This window comes from Cerasicoccus maritimus (assembly GCA_031296935.1).
GTDB classification, from domain to species: domain Bacteria; phylum Verrucomicrobiota; class Verrucomicrobiia; order Opitutales; family Cerasicoccaceae; genus Cerasicoccus; species Cerasicoccus maritimus.
Window position 1 is genome coordinate 1 of record JAVDPD010000016.1, and the last position, 24,191, is coordinate 24,191.

The 24,191-nt window shown below is 57.7% G+C and carries 20 protein-coding genes; 13 read left to right on the forward strand and 7 right to left on the reverse strand.

Annotated elements, in window-relative coordinates; all coding sequences use genetic code 11:
• Nucleotides 1-208: 208 nt before the first annotated feature.
• Complete coding sequence (ribB, locus tag RBB62_RS11465; RefSeq protein WP_309398990.1) at nt 209-1,315, reverse strand: 3,4-dihydroxy-2-butanone-4-phosphate synthase; 1,107 nt, start codon at nt 1,313-1,315, stop codon at nt 209-211.
• A gap of 264 nt (nt 1,316-1,579) precedes the next feature.
• On the opposite strand from ribB, the gene RBB62_RS11470 reads away from it, so the two are divergent.
• The 5 genes from RBB62_RS11470 to RBB62_RS11490 all read left to right on the forward strand — a co-directional run bounded on the left by RBB62_RS11470 (nt 1,580) and on the right by RBB62_RS11490 (nt 6,095).
• Entirely contained in the window at nt 1,580-2,374 is a 795-nt protein-coding gene (locus tag RBB62_RS11470; protein ID WP_309398991.1) for a metallophosphoesterase, read from the forward strand.
• Nucleotides 2,375-2,793: 419 nt separating this feature from the next.
• Complete coding sequence (locus RBB62_RS11475) at nt 2,794-3,489, forward strand: type II secretion system protein (RefSeq protein ID WP_309398992.1); 696 nt, start codon at nt 2,794-2,796, stop codon at nt 3,487-3,489.
• A gap of 163 nt (nt 3,490-3,652) precedes the next feature.
• Nucleotides 3,653-4,093, forward strand: a complete 441-nt coding sequence (locus RBB62_RS11480; RefSeq protein WP_309398993.1) for a VOC family protein — start codon at nt 3,653-3,655, stop codon at nt 4,091-4,093.
• A 41-nt stretch (nt 4,094-4,134) separates the two neighbouring features.
• Complete coding sequence (gene pyrF, locus RBB62_RS11485; RefSeq protein WP_309398994.1) at nt 4,135-4,833, forward strand: orotidine-5'-phosphate decarboxylase; 699 nt, start codon at nt 4,135-4,137, stop codon at nt 4,831-4,833.
• Between the two features lie 59 nt (nt 4,834-4,892).
• A complete protein-coding gene (locus RBB62_RS11490) occupies nt 4,893-6,095 on the forward strand; it encodes a sensor histidine kinase (RefSeq protein ID WP_309398995.1) in 1,203 nt (400 codons plus the stop codon).
• Nucleotides 6,096-6,222: 127 nt separating this feature from the next.
• On the opposite strand, the gene RBB62_RS11495 is transcribed toward RBB62_RS11490, so the two are convergent.
• On the reverse strand, nt 6,223-9,198 hold the full coding sequence (locus RBB62_RS11495; protein WP_309398996.1) for an MMPL family transporter: 2,976 nt from the start codon (nt 9,196-9,198) through the stop codon (nt 6,223-6,225).
• 79 nt (nt 9,199-9,277) lie between these two features.
• The gene (locus RBB62_RS11500; RefSeq protein ID WP_309398998.1) at nt 9,278-10,141 is read right to left on the reverse strand and encodes an outer membrane lipoprotein-sorting protein; all 864 of its coding nucleotides are present in this window, start codon (nt 10,139-10,141) and stop codon (nt 9,278-9,280) included.
• A gap of 159 nt (nt 10,142-10,300) precedes the next feature.
• On the opposite strand from RBB62_RS11500, the gene RBB62_RS11505 reads away from it, so the two are divergent.
• The gene (locus tag RBB62_RS11505) at nt 10,301-10,558 is read left to right on the forward strand and encodes a hypothetical protein (RefSeq protein WP_309398999.1); all 258 of its coding nucleotides are present in this window, start codon (nt 10,301-10,303) and stop codon (nt 10,556-10,558) included.
• Between the two features lie 12 nt (nt 10,559-10,570).
• Here the strand turns inward: RBB62_RS11505 and larE are convergent, their stop codons facing one another.
• Complete coding sequence (gene larE, locus RBB62_RS11510; RefSeq protein ID WP_309399000.1) at nt 10,571-11,383, reverse strand: ATP-dependent sacrificial sulfur transferase LarE; 813 nt, start codon at nt 11,381-11,383, stop codon at nt 10,571-10,573.
• A 72-nt stretch (nt 11,384-11,455) separates the two neighbouring features.
• Here larE and larC point away from each other — a divergent pair, with 72 nt between their 5' ends.
• Nucleotides 11,456-12,823, forward strand: a complete 1,368-nt coding sequence (gene larC / locus RBB62_RS11515; protein WP_309399001.1) for a nickel pincer cofactor biosynthesis protein LarC — start codon at nt 11,456-11,458, stop codon at nt 12,821-12,823.
• Nucleotides 12,816-13,550, forward strand: coding sequence for a nickel pincer cofactor biosynthesis protein LarB (gene larB, locus RBB62_RS11520; protein ID WP_309399002.1), 735 nt, complete (start codon nt 12,816-12,818; stop codon nt 13,548-13,550). Before larC ends, larB begins: the two co-directional genes overlap by 8 nt.
• An 11-nt stretch (nt 13,551-13,561) precedes the next feature.
• Here the strand turns inward: larB and RBB62_RS11525 are convergent, their stop codons facing one another.
• The gene (locus RBB62_RS11525) at nt 13,562-14,566 is read right to left on the reverse strand and encodes an SDH family Clp fold serine proteinase (protein WP_309399003.1); all 1,005 of its coding nucleotides are present in this window, start codon (nt 14,564-14,566) and stop codon (nt 13,562-13,564) included.
• A 979-nt stretch (nt 14,567-15,545) separates the two neighbouring features.
• The gene (gene miaA / locus RBB62_RS11530) at nt 15,546-16,463 is read right to left on the reverse strand and encodes a tRNA (adenosine(37)-N6)-dimethylallyltransferase MiaA (RefSeq protein WP_309399004.1); all 918 of its coding nucleotides are present in this window, start codon (nt 16,461-16,463) and stop codon (nt 15,546-15,548) included.
• 337 nt (nt 16,464-16,800) lie between these two features.
• Here miaA and RBB62_RS11535 point away from each other — a divergent pair, with 337 nt between their 5' ends.
• The 5 genes from RBB62_RS11535 (at nt 16,801) to RBB62_RS11555 (ending at nt 22,634) form a co-directional block, all read left to right on the forward strand.
• Nucleotides 16,801-17,940 (forward strand): glycosyltransferase family 4 protein, encoded by a 1,140-nt coding sequence (locus RBB62_RS11535; RefSeq protein ID WP_309399005.1) that lies wholly within the window; start codon nt 16,801-16,803, stop codon nt 17,938-17,940.
• A gap of 129 nt (nt 17,941-18,069) precedes the next feature.
• Nucleotides 18,070-19,212 carry an alpha-hydroxy acid oxidase gene (locus tag RBB62_RS11540; RefSeq protein ID WP_309399007.1) on the forward strand — a complete coding sequence of 381 codons (1,143 nt, stop codon included), beginning with the start codon at nt 18,070-18,072 and terminating at the stop codon, nt 19,210-19,212.
• 138 nt (nt 19,213-19,350) lie between these two features.
• Nucleotides 19,351-20,124, forward strand: coding sequence for a (Fe-S)-binding protein (locus RBB62_RS11545; RefSeq protein ID WP_309399008.1), 774 nt, complete (start codon nt 19,351-19,353; stop codon nt 20,122-20,124).
• A gap of 4 nt (nt 20,125-20,128) precedes the next feature.
• Complete coding sequence (locus RBB62_RS11550) at nt 20,129-21,544, forward strand: LutB/LldF family L-lactate oxidation iron-sulfur protein (RefSeq protein WP_309399009.1); 1,416 nt, start codon at nt 20,129-20,131, stop codon at nt 21,542-21,544.
• Nucleotides 21,545-22,016: 472 nt separating this feature from the next.
• Entirely contained in the window at nt 22,017-22,634 is a 618-nt protein-coding gene (locus RBB62_RS11555) for a LutC/YkgG family protein (RefSeq protein ID WP_309399011.1), read from the forward strand.
• 114 nt (nt 22,635-22,748) lie between these two features.
• Here the strand turns inward: RBB62_RS11555 and RBB62_RS11560 are convergent, their stop codons facing one another.
• The gene (locus tag RBB62_RS11560) at nt 22,749-24,080 is read right to left on the reverse strand and encodes a homoserine dehydrogenase (protein WP_309399012.1); all 1,332 of its coding nucleotides are present in this window, start codon (nt 24,078-24,080) and stop codon (nt 22,749-22,751) included.
• Between the last annotated feature and the right edge of the window lie 111 nt (nt 24,081-24,191).

The following is a 24,191-nucleotide window of genomic DNA, read 5'->3' on the forward strand; positions in this document are numbered from 1 at the left end:
AACAACCAAACGAAAATAGCCTGACACTTTAATCGACCAGACAGCACGATCTGTCAGATCAGATCGTGGCTACTACAATTAAAGGGAGGGGCTACACCAAAGTTTGGGGGGTGGGCCATTTGGCTTAGTAGCCTCATGTCCCCAATCTTTGAAGAGGGGGCTTGAACGCTACGGTGGCCGGTGATTATTATCTGCGCCGTTGTTGGTGCTAGATCGAAACAACGTCGACGATTTCCAGATCATAGCCATCCAGCGCGACGACACGGACGTTGCCGCTGGAGGTAAGCAGGCGAATCTTGCGTAGGCCGAGCTCAGACAGGATTTGAGCCCCCATGCCGTAGTCGCGGAAGTCCATGCCGCGGCGTTGCACGGCCAGTTTGCCTGCTTCGGATTCCACCTTCACGCCGCCACCGGGCTGCTCCAGGTAAACCACAGCGCCGTGGCCTTCCTTGGCAATGCGCTCGAGTGAGCAGTTGAGCGAGTTGAAGCCGCCCATGCCTTTTCCGCGAAAGAGGTCGCCAAGCAGGTTTTCACTGTGCACACGGACGAGGGTTGGTTCTGCGTTGAGCACGCCTAGCGTCAGGGCAATGTGTTGGCGGTCGTCGAGGAGGCTGCGGAACACATGCAGGTCAAATATGCCATACTCACTTTCAAATGTAGTCTGGGCAATGCACTCGACGAGTCGGTCGCGCTTGTGACGGTAGTGAATGAGCTGGGCGATGGAAATCAGCTTTAGCCCGTGTTCCTCCTTGAACTTAATCAGGTCGGGCACGCGTGCCATCGAGCCGTCTTCGTTAAGGATTTCGCAGATCACGCCGCTGGGATGCAGGCCAGCGAGCTGGGCTAGGTCCACGGCGGCTTCGGTGTGGCCGGCGCGCTGGAGCACGCCACCTGGGCGCGCCTGGAGCGGAAAAATATGCCCTGGCGCGACAAGCATCTCTGGCGTGGCTTTGGGATCGGCAAGGATCTTCACGGTCGCGCAGCGGTCATAGGCGCTGATACCGGTGGTGATGCCCTCAGCGGCGTCAACGCTGACGGTGAAATCCGTGCTGTGTGATTCCCGATTCTCCGAGACCATGCGCTGTATGCCGAGGCGACGCAGCTGCGGTGCGGTGGTTGGCGCGCAGATGAGGCCCCGGGCGTGGCGGATCATCATATTGATGTTTTCGGGTGTGGCTTTGGATGCAGCAATGACCAGATCGCCCTCGTTCTCCCGAGACTCGTCATCGGTCACGATTACGGGCACGCCTTTGGCCACATCGACCAGCGCGCTTTCAATCGAATCAAAATGCTCATCCTGTGGGGAGTTTTCCATAAGCCTACGTTGGCACGGTGCATGGCAGGTGTAAAGTCGCGTCCTGCGGTTTCCTTCTTTGTTTTACGGTTGCGCGCTTGGGCTCTGGAGGGATCATCCCACCTGTGCATGAATTCGACGCATACAGATAGACCGCTCGCCGAGAGGATGGGCCAGGACGCTTATCATCGACGAATGGCGGTGGAAGAGGGGTTGTCTGGGCCACATGGGCGACAAGTCGCATTGGCGCGCCGGAGCCGAAAATTGCACCAATTGATTAATTTTTTGATTAGGGTCGCGGGTCTGCGCGCGCGTGGTCGCCACAACTTTCAAAACATCGAACTCGTCACTCGTGAGCTAAAAATCCCTCGCCTCCCAACTGAGTTTGATGGCTTTCGCCTGCTGCACATGGCGGATTTACACCTCGATTTGTGTCCAGAGTTGCTGACTCCGGCGGTCCTGCGTACGCTGGAGCAGGCTGACTTTGATTTGTGTATTAATACGGGCGATTTTGTTTTGTGGCACAAAGGATGGCCATTGGCCCTGGCCGAGTTTACACGCATTGCCGAGGCGATTCATTCGCCGCATTTTGGCGTCCTTGGCAATCACGATTCAGTGGCGCATGTGGCTGACCTCGAAGCAACGGGGCTGCATTTACTGATGAATGAAGCGACGCCGATTCGCCGTGGCGATGCCGAGATCTGGTTGGCCGGGGTCGATGACCCGCATTACTTCAAGAGTTGTGATTTAGAGCACGCCCTGGTGAAGGTGCCTGGTGGGGATGTCGCCAGTCGGGCAGTAACATTGCTGCTTGCGCATGCTCCAGTTTATGGAGATGAGGCCGCGGCCAGTGGGCGGGTAGATGCGATGTTTTGTGGGCATACGCATGGAGGCCAACTATGTTTGCCGGGTGGTGCGCCGATTGTTACGCATTCCGATGGTGCGCGCGACCGGGTGAAGGGCCCTTGGCGTGCTGGCGCTGTGCAGGGCTACACTTCGCGTGGCATTGGCTGTAGCGGGGTTGCCGCGCGGTTCAATTGCCGCCCGGAAATTACCTGTCACATTTTACGAAAGGGCTAAGTGGCCGGTCAAATCAACTCATTGCCTCGTCGCCATCTACACTGGTTGGAATCTTCATGTTATCTCTCTAGCCTGCGTCGTACCGAGTCTCAACCGCATTGCGACCCAAAGACAACCCAGCATATGGAGGATCTTCATGTTTGAAATTTGGCGATAACCTTGACGCTATCGAAGGAGATTTGATTCCTGCCGATCCGATGTTCGCACTGTGCTTGTAGCACAGTTACATTGGACCAGACAATCTGGCCGGTTCCGAGGAAACCAATGCGGACTTTCATCAGTTGCCAGATAGTTTTTCAAAAAATAATGGAAAACGTTCTGAACGAGGTGATATTTATCTTTAACGATTGTTGCTTGTTAAAAATATAAATTAACACTGCGGGGCCTCGCGGGTTCTAAACATAGAAAGACCTGCGAATATGAAAAAAAAGACTCTTGGTTTCACGCTCGTGGAACTCTTAACAGTGGTCGCCATTATTGGAATTCTGTCGGCCATTTTAATCCCGGTTGTTGGCGGTGCCATGAAGAAGGCTCGTCAGATGGCCGCTATGACCAACGCCACCAGCATTGCCGATGCGCATCAGACTTACCTCATTGATTTAGGGCGCACCATGAAGCCTTCGGAAGTGACGTCCGTCGGAGATTTTGCCGCGAAGCTCGCTGAGCGCGGCTATCTCGAAACCGCCGAGCCATTTTTCATCCCGGATGACCCGTTGGCTCCCGATCCGATCCCGCGATCCCTCGCAGCCAAGAGCGGTGATAAGTGGGAGCCAACGGCACAGTTTACCGGTGTGGATGCCTACAGTGTTGATGTGGCCGTGGGGGTTGTCGGGCATCGCAGCGTGAGCACGACGCCGCTGGTTTGGTCGCGTGGACTCACGACCAGTGGAGTGTGGTCCGAAGACGGCGTGTGGGGCAGTGATGAAGGTTTCATTATCTATGGGGACGGCCACTGTGAAATGGTGGATGACTTGGGCTCCGGCGACGAGGCGCTGTTGCTTCACTACGTTAACCGCACGCCGACGAGTAATATTTTGGAAGCTTTACCAAGCCGGGCAGTTGTGCGCGGAAAGGGCGCCGGCTCGCTCGATGGGCAATCAGGTTCAGGTCAATGATGATCGCATAGCAGAAGTAATAGTAGTGCATAGTGGGAGCGGCGCCCTCGGAGGAGGGCGCCGCTTTGCGCTGTTTGCATTGACGAATGGTTTCGCCAGGTGTTTACTCTGCTTTACCAAGTAACTTTGCGTTGCAAAGTAAATTTTAAAACACCCGCCCATCATGACTACCCAGACTTCTCCGCTCGGCGTTCAACGCATTGCCCACGCCTGCATTCACGTGGCAGACATCCACCGAGCGTTGGCTTTTTATTGCGACACGCTCGGCTTCGCCAAGCAGTTCGATTTCATTAACAAGGAAGGCAACTTGTTTGGCGCGTATGTGAAGCTGGCGCCCGACACGTTTCTGGAGATGTTTCAAAATGCGGACTCGCCTAAAGGCCAGTGCCCGGTGAATCACTTTTGCCTCGAAGTGGCGGACATCGATGCGGCGGTGGCGTTTCTCAAGGAGAAGGGAATCGAGCTACAGGTGGATAAAAAGATGGGTGCCGACCACTCCTGGCAGGCCTGGTTTACGGACCCCGATGGCGTGCGCATCGAGTTGCACCACTACACCGCAGAGAGCTGCCAGCTGACAGGTGAGCCTTGCAAGGTCAGTTGGTGATAGGCTTGCCAGAGGCCGGGAGACGCCTCAACTTTGCCCGCATGCCGAAACCGACTGAACTCATTCTCGCCCTCGACGTGCCCGACAAAGCCGCCGCGATCGATATGCTCGACCGCATCGGACCCGACCTCAAGTGGGTCAAGATCGGGCTGCAGCTCTTCGTGAAAGAAGGGCCGGCGCTGCTGGACGCCGTTGCCGCGCGCGGGCAGAGCATTTTCCTCGACCTCAAGCTCCATGATATTCCTAACACCGTTGCTTCGGCGATCAAGAGTCTCAAGGGCAAGCCCGTTGGCCTGCTCACGATTCATGGTGCTGGCAGCAGTGAGATGATTCGCTATGCCGCGGACGCCGCCGCCGAAGCTTTGCCCGACGCCACGGTGCTCGCAGTGACGGTTTTGACGTCGATGAACAAAGAGCTCTTGGCCGATATCGGCATCGACGCCGAGCCGCATGAGCAAGTCCTCCGCCTCGGCAAGCTGGCGCTGGCCAACCGCGCTGGTGGCCTTGTCTGCTCGCCGCAGGAGCTCGCGATGCTGCGCAAGGAACTGGGCCCGGACGCCGTGCTCGTGACGCCTGGCATCCGCCCGGCTGGCGCCGATCTTAACGACCAGCAGCGCGTGATGACGCCTGCCCAAGCCGCCGAGCTGGGCAGCAGCTACATTGTGGTCGGCCGCCCGATTCTCAAGGCCGAAGACCCCGCTGCCGCTGTCCGTGCGATTCAGGCCGAGCTTGGCGCGTAGGCTTGTGCGCTTCGCTTTGGCGTTGAAAACGCGGCGTTAACCCCGCAGTCTATCGACCAATGGCCTCGCGCAGTAAATCCTCGCCCCTGGAGCGCATCCTGGGGCGTCTCGACGACCTCGACACGACGAACCTCACGATTCTCGTGCAGCGTTTGGCGCGCGAGCGCGAGCTGCTGGAGGCGGTGTTTAACACCATTCGCGAGGGCGTGCTGGTCATTGGCAAAAGCGGACTCGTGGAATACGCCAACGCTGCGGCGCTGACCATTCTGGGGCTCAAGGATGAAGACGTCGGCACCTTGCCTGTCTGGAAGGCCGTGCCCGACCTCGCGCGCACGATGAATCTTTCGTCGACGGGGCTCGATGGCTCGGGCCGCCGCGTCCGCCCGGCAGCGATTGCCCGCGAGCTGGAGATCACGTATCCCGAGCACCGCTTTGTGCGGATTTACCTGACGCCGTTTGAGGCGGCCGAGGGCGAGAAGGATGCGCCGCTGTTTACAATGATCCTCACGGACATCACCGAGGACAAGCTCTCGACCGAGCAGCTAATTCAGGACGAGAAAATATCCAGCATCTTCGACCTCGCGGCGGGTGTGGCGCACGAGCTGGGCAACCCGCTGAATTCAATCAACATTCACCTGCAACTGCTCGAACGTCAGGTGAAGAAACTACAGGACGAAGCGGCTGCCAAGAAAATGCAAAAGGCCGTCGATGTGTGCACCAACGAAGTGCAGCGGTTAGACGGCATTATCTCGAATTTTTTGCAGGCCATCCGTCCGCAGCCGCTCGATTTGCAGGAGGTCCTGCTGTTGGACGTGCTTGATGAAGTGCTGAACTTTTTGGGGGCCGAGCTCACGAACCTTGGCGTGAATATCGACGTGACGGTAGACGGCGAGCCACCGGTCGTGCTCGGTGACCGAAACCAGATCAAGCAGGTGTTTTTTAATGTCGTCAAAAACGCGATGGAGGCCATGGACGCTGGTGGCGAGCTGCGCATCGATTCGCGTGAGGACGACGAGTATGTGTTCCTTTCGTTTGCCGACACCGGAGTGGGCATTGCGCAGGAAGACCTCTCGAAAATTTTCCAGCCTTACCACACGACGAAGACGACGGGCAACGGGCTGGGCATGATGATTTGCCGCCGGATCATGCGCGATCACGGCGGGCAAATCGGCCTCGACAGCCGCCCCAACGCCGGGACGGTTGTCACGCTGCAGTTCCCGCAAAAACACCGTCGCATGCGCCTGCTGGAGTCGGGAGACTAGGGACTGTTTTCAAATTAAAGTTGTTGATGGCGGCATGGATTTGAAAACACTCCCTAAAGCAATTTTCATCTAATTTGGCCGAATCAGGTGGGGAAATTAGATGAAGAGTTCTCTAGTTAAAGTGAGATCATGACTCGCTGCCCGAGCGTTGGCCTCGGCTACGGCTCTTAAACGGGGTGCGCGTGGGGAACGGCGCCGGGGACTCAATGCGCTCATTCGATGACTGGAGTCGTTGACAAAGTATGCGGGAAAGGTTCAGGAACAGGCGCGAAGATAAAAACGGATTGTAGCGCTGCAGGTTCTCCAGCTCCGACCAGTTGAGCCGGAGTAGACGGGCATCAGTCGAGGCAATCACGGACGCAGTGCGTTTGATATCGCAGATCAGCGAGACTTCTCCGAACACGTCACCCAGCGTGAGTTTCGTCAGCACAATTTTATTACCATCGATCTTTTTGCTGACCTCCAGTTCGCCATCAATCACGACATACATAGAGTTGCCTACTTCGCCTTCGCGTACGACGAATTCACCGATTTCGCGTTCTTCGAGATTGGCTAGCAGAATGAGCTTTTTGGCCTGCCATTTAGTGAGGCCATCGAACATCGTGGAGCGCTCCAGCAGGGCTTTGCGAAGGTTGAAACCGAGGACGTCCCAGAGGGTGATGAGGCGCGTGGTGGAGAGTAGCACTGGCGTTAGGATGACGTCGGCGATGAGGGCAAGAACCATCACTAATGCGCTAAGGAGGCCAAACTGCATCACCGGCACAAAGCTGGAAAAACCAAGAATAATGAAGCCGCCAGCTAGGCCTAGTGAGGTGGTAATGACCGGTGTGAGTTCGGCTTTGACTGAGGACAGAATCGCCCGGTGCTCATCTTTTAGCCGCTTCAATTCTTTGTTGTAGCGAACCATCATGTGCAAGGTGTCGTCCACGGCGATACCAATCGTGATTGCCGCCACCATGCAGGTGCCTACGTTGAGCGTGACGCCGAAGGCCGCCATGACGCCAAACACCACGACCACCGGAAATAGATTCGAGAGCACGGCCAGGGTTGCAGCGCGGCTGGACACGAAGAGCAGCCCGACGATGGCGAAGAGCAGCGCTGTCATGCTGGACAGGGAAATGACCTGGCCGCTGATAATCTTGTCCACCGCGGAGGCGACCATGACGGACTTGCCGGTGATGCTGTAGCGGTGGCGTCCGTATTCGCCGGAGTTCACGGCTTGTCGAATTTCTTCGACGAGCGCATTGAGTTCGCTGCTGTCGCTGAGATTGCTGCGGATCACGATGTTGGCCGTGCCAAATTTATTCGCGACGTAGGGCTGGAGATCCGAGCTGTGGAAAAAGACGAGGTATTGCGCGATGAGGTTGTCGTTGTCCGGAATGCGACGGTTGTTGAGTTCACCGCCGGTCATGGCCTGGTTAACGAGTGAGATGTAGTCGGCGACGGAGGTCGCGGTGTCGATGCGCTCATCTGCGCTGAGCTTCTCCGTGAAGGCGCGGAGCTTTTGGAGGCTGTCATGCTTCTTGAATTCGCCTTCAGAGCCGTAGAACGTGATGTAAATGACCTTGCTGCCGCTGAGTTGCTCGGCCACGAGATCAAGCTCCTGCACGATGTCGGAGTCGGGCTTGAGGAAGCTGATCAAGTCGTTACTCACGCGGATTTGCGGGATCAGCGCCAGGCAGGGCAGGGCAATCAAGACGAAGCCAATGATGACGTTGCGCGGATGCTTAATGAGCTTTTCGCGCAGGAGATTGATAAACTTTTCACTGGGGCTGTTCGCGGGCGATTCGCCATTGCCGTGGGGGTGTTTCATTGGCTTGATGAAACGACCGAAAATCCGCAACCAGGCCGGTAGAAAAGTCAGCGAAACGAGGAAACGCGAAAGAATCGCGATGGCGGCGACCAGGCCAAATTCCTGCATGATGGCCAGCGAGCTGATGCCCGTAACGGCAAAGCCCAGCGACGTCGTAAGCCCGGTCAGGAAAAGGGTGAGTCCAATGTGCTGAGCGATGAAGACGACGAGATCAGGGCCGGTTTTACCCTGCGCCTTGGCCTCGCGAAATTCATTGAGAATGTGGACATCTTCCGTCGCGCCGATAATCAGGATGAGCGCCGGCACGATGTAAGTCAGCATGCTCAGCGGAATTCCTAAATGGACCATTGCCGCGCCGGTGAATGCCGTGCTGATAATGAAGTTGAGCACTGGGATGATTGCAGCTTGGAAGCTGCGCATCATTGCGCCCAGAAGGATGACTAAGATCAGGCACGCCAGCGGCAGCATGACTTTCATGTCGTCAAAAATATACTGAGCCATCAGCACGTGGAGCGCGGGGCTGCCCACTTGGAAGACGCGGTCGAACTTCGTGGAGTAGTCCACCGGTTCGATGATCTTGGCTTTCTTGGCGGCGATGATGCGCTCGCGGAGTGCGGGGGTGAGTTTTTCGGCACCGGGTGGTAATTCGATGTCCGGCGCTTGATTCCGGCCGAGGAGGATGTTCTGAATACCCTCGTAAACGAGTTTGTCGTATTCGTTTTTCTCCAGGGGCTCGGCTGCGGCCCCGCCTTGTTCCTTGGCTGCTTCTTCGCGCTCGATCTGGATGTCACGCGGGGATTTCAGGTAAAGCGTGATCACGGTGGCTTTGCCATCTTCGGAGATGATGGCGCGGCGCATCAGTGGGTTGTCGATGGCCTGTTGCTTTTTCTGGGCTAGCTTTTCGTCTGTCTTGGGAATCTTGCGCAGTAGGGGAGAGGTGTCGACCCAGCCATTGACCGCGCGAATGTCGTTGACCGTAAATAGAGACTCCACGCGCTGAACCTGCGGCAGGGCTTTGAGCTGCTTGCTGAGGTTTTTGAGCTGCTCGAGCTTTTCCTGTGTGAAAAGTTTTTCATCTTCCACGTAGATCAACGCTAATTGATCGGAGCCAAACTCATCGGTGACCCGCTGATATTCCAGGCGCAGTGGACTATCTGCGGGGATCAGCGACTCGGTTGAGACGTTGACGGTGAGGTTCTGTGCATGCCACAGAGAATACCCCGTCAATGCGAGGATCAGCAAGATCACCGCAAACGCGTAGTCGTAGCAGAATTTAAACAGGCGTTGCACTTGGGAGAAGCATTACTTCTCGGCGGATAAGTTCAATACCAATGCCGCTAAGCCTTCACAAAAGGCGTTCATGATGAAACTAGCTGTCAGCGTTGAACTGATCGAGCAGCGGTTTGTCCATTTCAGGCGTCCAGGCATTGAGCGATTCCGGATCGAATAATTTATCATCCACCGGCACATTCAGGCGGGACTTGAGTAGCGTCATGACGGAGACCGTGCCGTTGGCGTAGTTATTCATGCGCAGGCGGGCTGGGCGGTCGGCGTCGACGTCAATTTCCACCTCGGAATATTTATCGGCCTCTAGCACTTTGACGGGCTGGTCGTTGTTTTCTTCGTAGAATTCGACCTTCAGCACGTTGAAATTCGCTTTGTCAATGTAGAGCAGGCGGTTGGCGTAGCCTGTGGCAGTCTGGATATCGATGTCGGCCGGCGCGGCCATGACCACGTAAACCGGCATGCCGTTGACAGCGTCGTCTTGCAGTCGGTGGTAGCTGTGCTCTTGGGTGTTTTCTTTGCGGAGGTCTTCGAAAGTAAAATCCGACCCCATAAAGTAGCCGCTGCGATTGTCGCCGGCGATTTTGCGGGCTTGGCCGAGAGCCGGCATGTAAAACCACTGTTCGGGGTTTTCGGAGTTGGCCTCGTTGGTCAGCAGGGTGATACCCTTGACGTCGGAGGGGGAGAGAAAGCGGATCAAATAGCGTGCTTCGCCGTCCGGCGTCTTGCTGAAAACACTGATCATTTCGCGGACTTGCGTGTTGCCCTCGTCGTCGATGATGGCCAGTTTGATCAGCTCCAGTTCGGAGTCTGCCTTGTGGCGATTGACCACTTCGTCCATGATTTGAGGACCAGACTTGTAGGTTACTTTCTTAAACCCAGTCTGGCTGACCGTAATAAAAATACAGGCCAGAATGCAGGAAATCAGAAAAGGGCAGCGACGCATCATGCCAGACCTTATGACTTAATTTCGCGATGAGCGCAAAAAAATTATTAGGGTATTTACGGTTTATTAGCGAAATCTGTAATGACGTGCGAACATTGACTTTTGCCAATATTTCAACTGCCAAGGGTTGCAATTGCCATCTCGGGGCCTCATGGTGCAGTTATGCGTAAGTTCACGACCGCTGTTTTCTTGCTCGCCCTGACCCCGGGCATAGCTCTGGCGCACGCCAGCAATGACCTTTCCCACGGGCACGCCCACTACTTGTTTAGCTGGCATCACTTCCTGGGACTCGCGGCATTTGCGGCCATTGGCGCAGGTGCTATCTGGTATTTTACCCGCCCGGAGCACGATCACCACAACGACGATGATGACGACGATCGCGCTCGTGTCCGCGTGGATGACGATCTGCCGCGCCGCTAAAATAGCCGCCCTCTAAGACCGCGCTTTCGCTTGGCCGATGGCGCGGTTTAGTTTGCCCGAAACCAAGCCCTCGGCGTCGATTTCCACGCGGGCAAAGCCAATCGCCGCTAGTTTCGCGGTCAATTCGCCGGACAATGCTTCCAGCCCGGCAACTTCCCCGCTGGGCGCCTCGACCCGCGCCAGCTCGCCGTAGTGCCGCACGCGGCTGACCGGAAAACCCAGCTCCGCCACGGCGGCTTCCGCGGCCTCGATCTGCTTGAGCTTTTCAAAGGTAATGCGCTCGCCGTAGGGCACGCGACTCGCCAGGCAAGGGCTCGCGGGCTTGTCCCAGCACTGTAAATTAAATTCCGCCGCTAGCGCGCGGACGCCGTCTTTGCCGATCTGGCAATCCAGCAGCGGCGAGCGGACCTCGAATTCCGCCGCGGCCTTCATCCCGGGGCGGTAATCGCCGGCGTCGTCGAGATTGGCCCCGTTGAGAATCCACCAGCCCGGATAGCGCGCGCGAATGCCCGCCAGCTCATCGTAGAGCGTGTGCTTGCAGAAATAGCAGCGGTTGTCGGGGTTGTTAAAATAGTTCGGGTTCTCGAGCTCCCCAGTCATGACGACCTCCAGCGGAATGTCGTGCTCGCGAGCAAAGTCCCGCGCCAGCTCGAGGTCGGACAACTTCAGGGCAGGCGAGGCCGACGTCACCGCCAGGCAGCGCGCCTTCCCCAGGAAATGCTGCGCCAAAAACGCAACCAGCGAGCTGTCCACGCCTCCCGAAAACGCGACCAGTGCGCCCGGACAGTCATCGAACCAATTTTTAAGCTGCTCTAAAGGTTGCATCAACCGACCATGTTAGGTTTGCTGAGGGCCATGTCAACCAGCGCGGCTGGTTTGGCAAAAACACACTCTCCTATGCGAACCCTTTTCTACCAATGCCCCGCTGGTATCAGCGGCGACATGAATCTCGGCGCAATGGTCGCCCTCGGCGTGGACCCGACAGTGCTCGAAACCGAGCTACGAAAACTCGGCCTCGACGGCTGGCAGCTCAAGTTCACGCCCGACGAGCGCGGCGGCGTCACCGGCATTCGCTGCGATGTGATCCTGGAAGACGACCGCAGCCAAGCGCACGATCATTCACACGAGCACGTCCATGCCCACGCGCATAGCCACAGCCATGCGCACGATGACGGCCACCACCATCACCACGAGCATGAGCATACTCACTCGCACAGTCATGATCACGATCACGGGCATCACCACCACCGGACGTTCCGCGAGATCCGCGAAATGATCAACGCCTCAACTTTGTCGGACAAAGTAAAGGCGGACGCCATCGCCGTGTTTGAAGCGCTGGCGATTGCCGAAGGCGGGGTCCACGGCAAGCCGCCCGAGGAAGTGCACTTTCACGAAGTCGGCGCGGTCGACTCGATTGTCGACATGGTTGGCGCCGCGATTTGCTGGGACTTGCTTGGCGTAGATCAACTCGCCTGCGGTATGCTGGAGCTCGGCGGTGGCACGGTGATGTGCGCACATGGCCGCATGCCCGTTCCCGCGCCCGCGACCGCGCGCCTTGTCACGGGGCTGCCTGTCACGCTCGGCGGCACGAACAAGGAAGCGACCACGCCCACCGGCGCCGCGCTGCTCGTGGGCAAAGGCGCGAAGTTCGGCGAAGCCATCGCAGGCACGCAAACCGCAGTCGGCGTCGGCGTCGGCCAGCGCAATGATCCCAATCTCGCCAACGTTGTTTACGCCGCAATCATCGACACCGAAACGCCAGCCGCCAAAGCAGAAGACGAAGCCGCTGCCGATCCGCAGGACGTCGTCTTCGAGCTCGCCGTTAACCTCGACGACATGACCGGCGAAGCCATCGCCTTCCTTTGCGAGCAACTGCTCGAAGCAGGCGCGGTCGATGTCTGGCAAACGCAAGCCACGTTTAAGAAAGGCCGCGTCGGCGTGATTGTCTATGCGCTTGCGTCAGCGGAAGTCGTGGCCGAAGTTGAGGACGCATTCTTTGCCCACAGTTCGACGCTCGGCGTGCGTCGCCGGGAGTGGCAGCGCACCATCCTGGAGCGCCAGCTGTTCGAAGTCGAAACGCAGTGGGGGCCGGTCCGCGTGAAGCAGGCCATGCGCGGTGGCGAGGTCGTCCGCCTCAAGCCCGAATACGACGACTGTGCCCGCATCGCGCGCGAGCAGGGGCTGTCCATTTCCGAGTTCTCGCAAATGTTGGCGGGCGAGATTTTTGACTTTAACGACGACGAAGAGGAGGACGACGATGCCTGATATTCACGACATTCTGGCCCGCGTAAAAAGCGGCGAACTCTCCACCGACCAAGCCGCGATCGAGCTGCAGGGCTTCGAAGACCTCGGCCACAGCCGCGTGGATCACAACCGCGCGGAGCGCAACGGCGCGGCGGAGGTCATCTTCGGCCAAGGCAAGACGCCGCAGCAAATCGTCGAGATCATGGAAAGCCTCATCGAGCGCGGCGCCAACGTCCTCGCGACCCGCATCGACCTCGACACCGCGCACTTCATCTGCGGCAACGTCCACGGCGCGCACTACGATAAGTTTGCAGGCTTGATCACCGTCACCCAGCGTGAGATCGAGCCCGCGACGACGAAGGTCGCGGTCGTCTGCGCAGGCACGAGCGACTTGCCCGTCGCCGAGGAAGCCCGCCTGACTTGCGAATTTTACGGCAGCCCCACGCTCAAGGTTTATGACTCCGGCGTGGCGGGCCTTCATCGCCTCTTGGCGCAGCTCGATGAGATCCGCGCTTGCCGCGTGGTAATCGTCGTGGCGGGTATGGAAGGCGCGCTCCCCAGCGTGGTCGGCGGCCAGGTCAGCGCCCCCGTCATCGCCTGCCCGACCAGCGTCGGCTACGGCGCGAGCTTCGGCGGTGTCGCCGCGCTCCTTGGCATGCTCAACAGCTGCGCCAGCGGCATGAGCGTGGTCAACATCGACAACGGCTTCGGCGCCGGCTACCTGGCGAACCGGATTAACCGGCTGTAATCGATAAATATCTAGCGCACATACAGCATCGATTTCTTTATCTCGTCGCCTTCTTTGATGATCTTGTGCCAGCCGCTTTCGTCATTCATGGGAACCCAGCGACGCTCTTCATTGCGGTAGTGCCAGTCCTTGTCGTTTTGATAGAAGATCTGGATCGAGTTACCTTCTAGAATGTTGAGGATCTCGTTGTTGTGGTAGTTGTTTTCGTCGTAGTCAGTTAACGCGATTTGCCCCATCTCCGAGTAGCACTCGTTGAGGTCGAGCAGCAGGTCGTTTACATCGGGGTCCAGTGAATCCACATTTAGCCCGATGCGCTGGGCTTCGCGCATGGTGATCGGATACGAGTGCGAGGGGTATTCCGAGTTCAGGACTTCGCTAATGCGCTTGGCCTCTTCCTCCGACTCGATGTGAAAGGACAGGATTTCTTTGCACAAGCGAATCGATAGCGAGCTGGCGCGGTCGACTGCGCCAATGACCAATGGATGGATGTGGTCGTAGAGAAATTTATAGGGATTTTCGGCCTGCTCGTTTTCCTGCTCGTTCCACAGGTTGAGCAGACGGCTGACTTCATCCAGGCTGACGCTCACCTTGTTGTTATACTTGTCCATCGGAGACAGGCTGTGGGTGATCGAAGTATCAACCGCCGTTAGGTAAGACAGCGGCCCCATCAGGATCTTATCCGAGCCCAAGGCCATCATGGTGGCGGCCGAGGCGCATTCCAACGGGATTAGCACGATGATTTTTTTCGCATAGTTCCGCAGCAAGTTGACAATGCGCAAGGCAACGGTGCCATTGCCTCCATCTGACTTGATGAAGAGATAGAGCGTGTCAGTTTTGCCAATGTGATTGAGGACTTCGTAAAAGCCGATCACGTCGTTTCCGCAAACGGACCCGTTGGTGGAATTCCAATAGGTGAGGAACACTCCGTTCAGGCGCTCCTCAAGCTTGGGGATGAGCTCTTGGGTCTTTTCGAAAAGGACTGGGGGCTGCTTAACTTCAACGTCAGATTTATTCATGTTTGGCTATAAGGTGTGTTGTAATAATTGCCGTGATTGAGGATATTAGTCACTAACAAAATTGACCTGTTGCATCGCTACTCCGCTGTTGCGGCTTGTCTGGAGACTGCGCCCTACCTTGGTCAGTTCAAGTGCCGTATAGGATATTGCCGGTTAGCGGGCACTTCATTTGCTTGGCCCAACTAAATACGCGATAGCCTTCAACCGTCGATGCCGCTTGTGTTAATGGACAGTCGCTCGCCTAGCCGCTTGGTTAAAAGTCACGTCTCATTGGCTTCGTGTCCTTCGCGGTTAAGTAAACGCGTCTTTTGGAGGATTATTGGCCATATATTTAAATGTTAAAATGTTCACTTTTTGACTTGCGCAAAAAGGGCGTTTTGCATATTCTTACGTTCATCGATTTATTGATCATCTAAACGCCATTTCTCCACCATGAATTATCTCCACCCAATTTAGCTTTGCGGGGCGGCGCTTGCGCGCTGTCCCGCCCCGCATCATTTGAAGATGCGCTTTGCGTTGTCGCCACGGCGCGGCTTATTCGCGGATAAAATCCATTCCGCGACGCCGCGCGGCCTAAGCAGTTCCTGAGTCACTTTGCGCTCGGGAGTCGGCAGCGCGCAGCCATCGATGTCACTGATGATGCCAGCGTCCCGCTGGACCGAGTGATTTGCACATTGTGCAAATGGTTTGTGCGATGGCCCGTTGAAGCGGGGGTGCGCAAGTCGGCCCAAGCTCCAGCTTTGCCCTGCGAAAAACCTGCCCGTTTTTTGCCGGGATGCCCCATGTGTTCTTTCTCAGATTTGGCGGCGGTTTTACCCCCCCCCTGGCCCCCCGAGCGGGCATGGATTAGCGATATGGAGTGCGCCAGCCCTCTGGCGCTTTCGCATGAAACGAAGCCGATTCGAACCTTCTCTGTTTCCGCACAATGCTAAAAGCGCCAGAGGGCTGGCGCACTCCATATCGTAAGCTTAGCCTTCCCTTAAGCGAACAAACCTAGCTGCGACAACTCCGCGTCGCCTTCGATAATGAGGTCCGGCGCGAACTGGGTGCGGAACCACTTGCGTTGCTTCGCGATGAGGCGGCGGGTCGAGAGATTGATGTCCTCGGCGAGGGCGTCGATATTGCCCGTGCCAGCGTTGAGCCAGGCGAGCGTTTCGCGGTAGCCAATCGAGTTTGCGGCGGGTGGATTTTCTTCCAAGCCTTCGGCGCGCAGGCGCTTTACTTCGTCCACGAGGCTGGCGGCGAGCATGGCGCGGGTGCGCTGTTCGACGCGCGGGTGGAGCTCGGCGTTGTCGCGGAGCAGGAGCACGCTGCGTTTGGCGTAATTGTCGAACGGGCCGGGCAAATTGGCGAAGTCAGCTTCGAGCGCGGCGAGGGTTTTGTTGGAGATGAGGCAACGCTCCAGGGCGCGGGCCACGCGACGCGGATTGTCGCGGTCGAGCGCTCCGGTGCCTTCGTAGTTCAGCGCGTCGAGTTTGGCGAGCAAGGCCGTTACCCCCCCCTTGGCTTCGAGTTGTTGAACTTCGGCGCGGATCACGGGGTCTGGCTCGATGCCATCGACGACGGGCGCGAAGTAGCTGCGCAGGTAAAAGCCACTGCCCCCCACGACGAGCACCTTCTTGCCGCGGGCGAAGATGTCGGCCACGACGGCCTGCGCGGCGTCCACGTATTCCTTGATGGAGTAGGCGGCGCGCGCGGGCTGGATGTCGATCAGGTGATGCGGGATGCGGGCCATTTCGGCAGCCGAGGGTTTCGCGGTGCCGATGTCCATGCCGCGATAAAAGAGCAGGGCGTCGGCGTTGACGATTTCCGCGCCGTTGGCTTCCGCCCAATCGAGTGCGAGGGCGGTTTTTCCGACTGCAGTCGGGCCAGCGATAATGTTAATTGTGCGTGACACAGGGCTTATGTGCATGACAAACTGTGGAGCATCCCATAGGGAGGGGCTTCAATTTAAGCCAGTTCATGGCGGTAAGGATTTTTTTCAATAGCAAGGCGGAGTGAGCGTCAATAGGCTGGAAGCCTTTGATGCTTATGACAACGCCGCTAATGGGAAAAAGCCTTCCGTCTTTGATGCAGTGAAAATCAAAGTTCGCTTCGTTGGTTTTTCGCTTACGGGCTTCCAGCCCGCTACGCATAAAACCCCCTTGCGCTGCATTGATTTACCCTCGCACCATCAACTGGATTAAATTTAAGTCCCTCCCAATCAACGCCTTTTCTTTTAATTAAGGATCGTTATGAAGCTCGTTCTCGTTACTGAAACGTATCCGCCCGAGGTCAATGGCGTCGCGATGACGCTGGAGCGCCTGGTCGCCAACCTGATCCAACAAGGGCACCAGGTCGAGCTGGTCCGGCCCAAGCAAAAGACCGACGACGAGGCACCCGACTTTGGCTACCCGGTCCACACGGTGCCCGGCATCGCGATCCCCGGTTACGCGGACTTGCAGTTTGGCTGGTTTGCCGGCGGCAAGTTGAAGAAGCTCTGGACGGCCAATCGCCCCGACGTGGTGCATATCGCAACCGAGGGCATGCTGGGCTTTTCGGCGCTCAATGTGGCCAAGAAGCTGGGTATCCCGGTCGTCTCGAGCTTTCACACGAACTTTCACACCTACGGTGATCACTACAATTACAAGTTTGTCGCGAATTGGCTCATGGCCTACCTCCGCTGGTTTCATAACCGCACGCTGGCCACGTTTGTGCCCTCGCAGGCGACGGTGGACGACCTGGAAAAATACGGCTTTAAGAACGTTAAAATTTTCAGCCGCGGCGTCGACACCGAGCTTTTTGGCAAGCACCGCCGCCGCGATGATCTGCGGCACAGTTGGGGCGTGAAGAACGGCGACCCGGTAGTGGTGCATGTCGGCCGTGTGGCGGCGGAGAAAAACATCCCGCTCACCATTGCCGCCTACCAACGCCTGAAGACGCACCTGCCTGACGCCAAGCTCGTGGTGGTCGGCGACGGCCCCGAACGCGCTGGTCTCGAAAAGAAGCATCCGGAGATTATCTTTGCCGGCATGCAGCGTGGTCAGGAGCTGGCCGAGCACTACGCTTCGGGCGACTTCTTCCTCTTTGGCAGCACCACGGAAACCTTCGGCAACGTGCTGACCGAGGCTATGGCGAGCGAGCTCGTCGTCCTCGGCTACGACTACGCCGCCGCGCATCATCACGTGGTGGATGGCGAGAACGGTTTCAAGGTGCCGTTTAAGGACGAGCCTGCGTTTCTCAACTCGGTCGACCGCCTCGTGGCCGCTAAGCCCGAGTGGCCAGCGATCCGCCAATCGGCCCGCGAAAAGGCGCAGTCTTTATCGTGGACGAGCATCATCCAGGGGTATGCAGATGAGGTGGCGGAGTTAGTTGGCCTGAAAGATAACGCGTAGAATCTTTCAAATTCTTCCACTTTGGGCCGGTTTTGATTGATTTTCGCGCCGGGAGCATCATGGTTCGAGGTCAGTATTGCTACTGTTCTATATGAGCAGAGCTTTTCCACACTCTCACAAGGACTACCCATGGACTCCCGATATCCTTCCATCGAATGGCTCGCCGAGCGCGCGCGCAAGCGCATGCCGGGGTTTGCCTACGACTACCTGGCCGGCGGCTGCTTCTCGGAAATCAACCTGGCGCGCAACACGTCGGACATCCGCGAAGTTCAGTTCATGCCGCACTATTTGCGCGACTTCAAGGGTGCCTCGCAGGAGTGTGAGTTGTTTGGTAAAAAGTATGATGCGCCGTTTGGCATTGCGCCGGTTGGCTTGCAGGGCCTGATGTGGCCGCGCTCTTGTGAGATTCTCGCCAAGGCTGCCAAGGAGCGCAATGTGCCATTTTGCCTGAGCACCGTGGGCACCGCGAGCATTGAGACGATTGCCGAGATAACCGAGGGCGACTTCTGGTTTCAGCTCTACCACCCGGCCGAAGATGAGCTCCGCGACAAGCTACTGGAACGCGCCGCTGCCGCTGGTTGCAAAACGCTGGTCATCCTCGCCGACACGCCGACTTTTGCCTACCGCCCGAAGGAAATTCGCAACGGTTTGTCCATCCCGCCTCGCATGACCGCGCGCAATATCTTCCAGATGTGCACGCGGCCAACTTGGTCCTTTAGCCAACTGGCAGCCGGGGCACCGGAGTTCAAGACGATGAAGCCCTACATCCCGAAGGGGCTGAACATGAAGCATTTGGGCCTCTTTATGAACAAGACGTTCTCGGGCCGCCTGACGGAATCGAAGATCAAGGCGATCCGCGACAAGTGGCAGGGCAACCTCGTGGTCAAGGGCATCGTGAACCCCGAAGACGCGGCCAAGGCCATCGCGCTCGGTGTCGATGGCATGATTGTTTCCAACCACGGCGGCCGCCAGCTGGACCCCGGCCAATCGACGATCAAACCGTTGGCCAACCTCGCGAAGGAATTCAAGGGCAAGGTAAAGCTGATGATGGACTCCGGCATCCGCTCGGGCCCCGACATTGCGGCCTCGCTGGCTTGCGGCGCGGACTTCGTTTTCTGTGGTCGCGCGCCGATGTTTGGCGTTTGTGCAATGGGCGACAAGGGCGGCGATCAGGCCCTGAGCATCCTCAAGCGTCAGTTGCAGCAGGTGATGGAGCAGATCGGCTGCGAAACGCTGGAGGATCTGCCCAAGCACCTGATTACAGAATCTTAGGCCGTCTATAGTGCGTTTACTGGTTTGCTGATAGACTGGTAGAAAACGCCTAATATCTTCCACTATCTTTCAGATTCGGGTGAGTTCGCGTTGAATCGTGGCCTTTGAAGTGTCATATTCTCGGTAAAGTTTGTTACCGTGAATACCCTCGACCGCCAAGTTCCCGCCTCTAAATCAATCCAGCTCATGGCCACCTGCCTGTGCGACGCGTTCTTCGACGACGTGGCCAAGGCGACCGTGCAAGTGCTCGAATGGGCCGGCTGCAACGTGGAGTTTCCCGAGGGCCAAACCTGCTGCGGGCAGCCCGCGTTTAACGCTGGCGACTGGAAGGCGTCGCGCCAAGTGGTCCGCCACGTGATGGATGTTTTTCAGGGCGAAAAGCCGGTCGTGGTGCCGTCGGGTTCCTGCGCGGCAATGGGGTTTCATGGCGCGCTATTGGAGTTTGAGAAAGAGCCTGATCTGCCGCAGGTCAAGCAGCTCGCGAGCCGTACCTGGGAGCTGACCGACTACCTCGTGAACGGGCTCGGCATCGAGAAGATCCCGGGCAAGGTTTCGGCGCGGGTGTCGTTTCACCGCAGCTGCCACTCGCGGGGCACGTGCACCGGCCCCTCGGCCGTGAAACTGCTTTCGTCGATCGAAGGCATCGAGCTGTTGCCCTTTGGCGAGCAGGAGCAGTGCTGCGGATTTGGCGGCGCATTCTCGGTCAGCTTTCCGAATATTTCCAAGAAAATGGGCGAGCTGAAGATCGAGCACGTCCTCGCCGACAACCCCGATATCCTCGCCTCGGTCGACATGGGCTGCCTGCTGCATTTGGGCGGCATCATCGACAAGAGTGGGCGGGAAATTCCCCGTAAGCACGTGGCGCAGATCATCCGCGACGCCCTTGTGGAAGCCGGAGAAATCAAGGAGTAGGACCATGACCCCCAAGAGTTTTCAGCAGATCGACAAGTTCGCCCGCGACCTCCCCAAGGAAGTCCGCGCCACCGTTTACGACGGCTCCAAGAGCACCAGCGAGAAGCGCTACGACTCGATCTGGCGCGACTATCCGGAGACGGCCGACGTCCTCCGCGAAACTGCGGGCAAGGTGAAGCAGCATACGCTGGAGCACCTCGACCAGTATCTGGAGCAGGCCGAGAAAAGCCTGACCGCCGCCGGCGCGAAGGTCCACTTTGCCTCGACGGGCGACCGCGCCAACGAGATTGCACTGAAGCTCATGCAAGAGCGCGGCGTGAAGAAAATGGTGAAGTCCAAGAGCATGGTCACCGAGGAAACGCACCTCGTGCCTTACTTGGAAAAGGCAGGTATCGAATGCGTGGAAACGGACCTCGGCGAGTTCATCGTGCAGATCGACCACGACCACCCGTCGCACATCGTGAAGCCGATCATGCACAAGAATCGTCGGCAGATCGCGAAGAGCTTTGAGCGCGAGGGCCTCGGCGATTACAACGACGACCCGGAGACGATTACCCGCCGCGCGCGCGTCCACCTGCGCAAGAAATACTTTGAGGCCGATTGCGGCGTGACCGGCGCGAACTTCGTGTCCGCCGAAAGCGGGCGCATGGTGTTGATCACCAACGAGGGCAACGCACGCTTCTGCATGGCCGCGACCAAGCTGCACATCGCGATCATTGGCATCGAAAAACTCGTGCCGCGCGATCAGGACCTGAGCCTGTTCTTAAACCTGATTGGCCGCTCCGGCACCGGTCAGCAACTCACCGTTTACCAGCAGTTCATCAACGGGCCGAAGACACCCGGGCAGCCCGATGGCCCGGAGGAAATGCACGTTATCTTTGTGGACAACAAGCGAACGGAAGTGCTCGCCAGCGAGTGCAAGGAGATCCTGCGCTGCATCCGCTGTGGTGCCTGCCTGAACGTTTGCCCAATCTACCGCCAAGCTAGCGGCCACGCCTACCGCAGCGTTTACCCAGGCCCCGTCGGTGCGGTGCTGAGTCCGCTGCTGGCGGGGGACAAGTTCCCTGAGCTGGCGGATTTGCCCAAGGCGTCGAGCCTTTGCGGCGCGTGCAACGAAGTTTGCCCGGTGAATATTCCGATCCCAGACTTGCTCTTGTGCCTGCGCGACAAGGGCAAGCGCGAGGGCGCGAAAAACGCCTCGGCCGGCACGCCGCCGATGGGCATGTATGCGATGATGGCCAGCCAACCGAGCGCGTGGAAAGCCGCAATGAGGCTCGGCTACGCGGTCAACATCACCCCGCAAGCAATGATGAATGTCGTCCCCGCCGCGCAAGCCTGGACGAGCGTCCGCCAATTGCCTAAGTGGCGCGGCGGCAAGTTCCGCGATTGGATGGGCGAACACGACAAGGACGCCAAGTAACTGGAGTTGTTAACCACGAATCTCGCGAATGAACGCGAATCTATCTGACTGTTTGATCGAAAATGAGTTTGATTGAGACACTTACAAATCCTGATGTAAGGAAACGTCTTGGGAGGTTTATTTATAAAGTTAACGTCTCAGGTTTGAGTGATTTTGTGTCCGGCTACCAGCTAGCACTAGAGAAGCGAGGGCTTTTTGAGGAACCATTTATACCGAATGGATTTTCCGATTGGCTAACCAAACGTCTGGGTTTCCCTCTGAACAATATGGGGTGGTCTAGAATGATAATTGAACGTTATGGAAACACTCCAGAGGCTGTAGAAAAAGTATATGTGTAAGAGATGAATTCATTAATCTCAATGATCCAGAACATAGCGAGGACTATGACGATATACATCGTGCCGACTCATAGTAAAATCAACCTGAATATTCGTGAAGATTCGCGCTATTCGTAGTTCAAAAATTTATCCCCATGTCTGACGACCGATCCGAAATTTTCTCCCGCATCAAAGGCGCGCTTGAGCCGCTGCCCGAGCGCACGCCGTTGCCTGACTACGCGCGCGACTTGCCGCTGTGCACCGTGCACCCGGACTTCCCGAATGCGTGGGAGCTCTTTGCCCACAAGTCCAAGCAGGTCAATGGCACGCCGCTCAAGGGCCTGGCCGAGTTGGCCAAGTGGCTCATTGCCGACGGCCAAACGCACGGCTACTGCGACCCCGCGCTCGTGGACAAGGTCCGTGCGCTTCCGGAGTTCAACGGGATCACTTTGGAGACCGAATTTGACCGCACGCGCTTCGACGACTTCACCTTCGGCATCACGAAGGCTGCGGGCGTCATTGCGGAAACGGGCACGCTAATTCTCAAAGACCAGAGCACGTCTTCCCGACTCGGAGCGCTGGCGCCTTGGGTGCACGCAGCGATTGTTGACGAAGCCGATGTTTACCCCGATGTGCGCACAGCAATCGAAAACTTCGGCGACGATCCTTCGATCATCTGGGCCACGGGTCCATCAAAGACCGCCGACGTTGAAGGCATTTTGATTGAGGGGGTCCACGGCCCGGGCATCCAGATTGTTTGTCTGGATGCATAGCAACGTGCCGTTGCATCCAGAGATTTGCGCAGTGCGCAAATAGCTTGGGAACTGGATACGAAAACAGCCGGTGCAATGACCGGCTGTTGTTGTTTAAAACTGAAGCGATTACCTTTACTTGCCGGGCTTGAAGACGCGGAGGCGGAAGGGCGTGTCGATGGAGATGTCGAGCTCGCTGATGACCTTGAGCGCGGTTTCGATGTTGGACTCGCTGGCGCTGTGCGTGGTGAAGATCAGGCGTGCGCTGGCGGAGTCGGATTCTTCCTCCTGAATCATCGTGGCGACGGAGATGCTGTGGTCGGCAAATACTTTTGCTATGTTCGCCAAGACGCCGGGCTGGTCCTTGACACGCAAGCGAATGTAATACGGGCTGCTGACCGACTCGGGCCCCGCTAGCTGCACTTCGTCGGCAAGGGCCTTGTAGGTCTCTTCGTCTTCCTCCGAGATCACGGGGGGCGGGGCACCGAGCAGCGCAACGACGGCGTCGGCGATGTCGCTGATCACGGCGCTCGCGGTGGCGTCTTGTCCAGCGCCGCGGCCGACGAGGATTGTTTCGCCGACGACATCGCCAGTGAGGCTGATGCCGTTGAAGACTTCGTCGACCTGCGCGATGATTTCGTTCTTCGCGATGAGGGCCGGGTGCAGGCGCACGGACACGGCGTTCTTGTCGAAGTCGCGGCGGATAACGGCGAGGAGCTTGATCTTGTAGCCGAGGGACTTGGCGTAAGCGATGTCGCCCGTGGTGATGTCGCGAATGCCTTCGACGACCATCTCTTCGAGTTTCACCCAGCGACCGTGTGCAAGGTAGGCGAGGATCACGGCCTTGTGCGCGGCGTCGTAGCCATCGAGGTCGAGGCTTTCATCGGCTTCCACGTAGCCGAGGGCGCGCGCTTGGTCGAGCACGTCGCCGTAGCTGATGCCTTCGCGCTCCATGCGCGTGAGCATGTAGTTGGTGGTGCCGTTGAGGATGCCGTAAATGAGCGAGAAGCGATTGGCCACGAGGCCTTCGCGCAGCGTCTTAATGATCGGAATGCCGCCGGCGACGCTGGCTTCGAAAAAGTAATGCGTGTTGCAGTCGCGCGCGGCGTTGAAGAGCTCTTCGCCGTGTTCGCAAATGAGCGCCTTGTTGGCGGTGACGACGGTCTTGCCGTTCTTAAAGGCTTGCAGCGTGAGCTCGCGGGCGAGGGTGGTGCCGCCGATGAGTTCGCAGACGATGTCGATTTGCGGATCGTTAACGATGCTGAAGTTGTCGTCGGTCAGTTGGCCGGGGCCGACTTGGACATCACGCTGCTTGGTGATGTCGCGCGCGGATGCGCTGACGAGCTCGAGCTTCGCGCCAAGGCGGTATTCGAGCGCGGAGAGGTCGGCTTGCAGGTGTTTCCAGACGCCTTGGCCGACGGTGCCGAAGCCAAGGATTCCGATGCGTATGGTGCGCTTGCTTTTCACCTCAGTAAGGAACGTCGGCAGAGGGAGCCTTGGCAATGCTAAATCTGATCTTGGATAATTAGGCCGCCTAAGTATCGCTAGAATCTAATTTGCTAAAAGATTATTTAATCT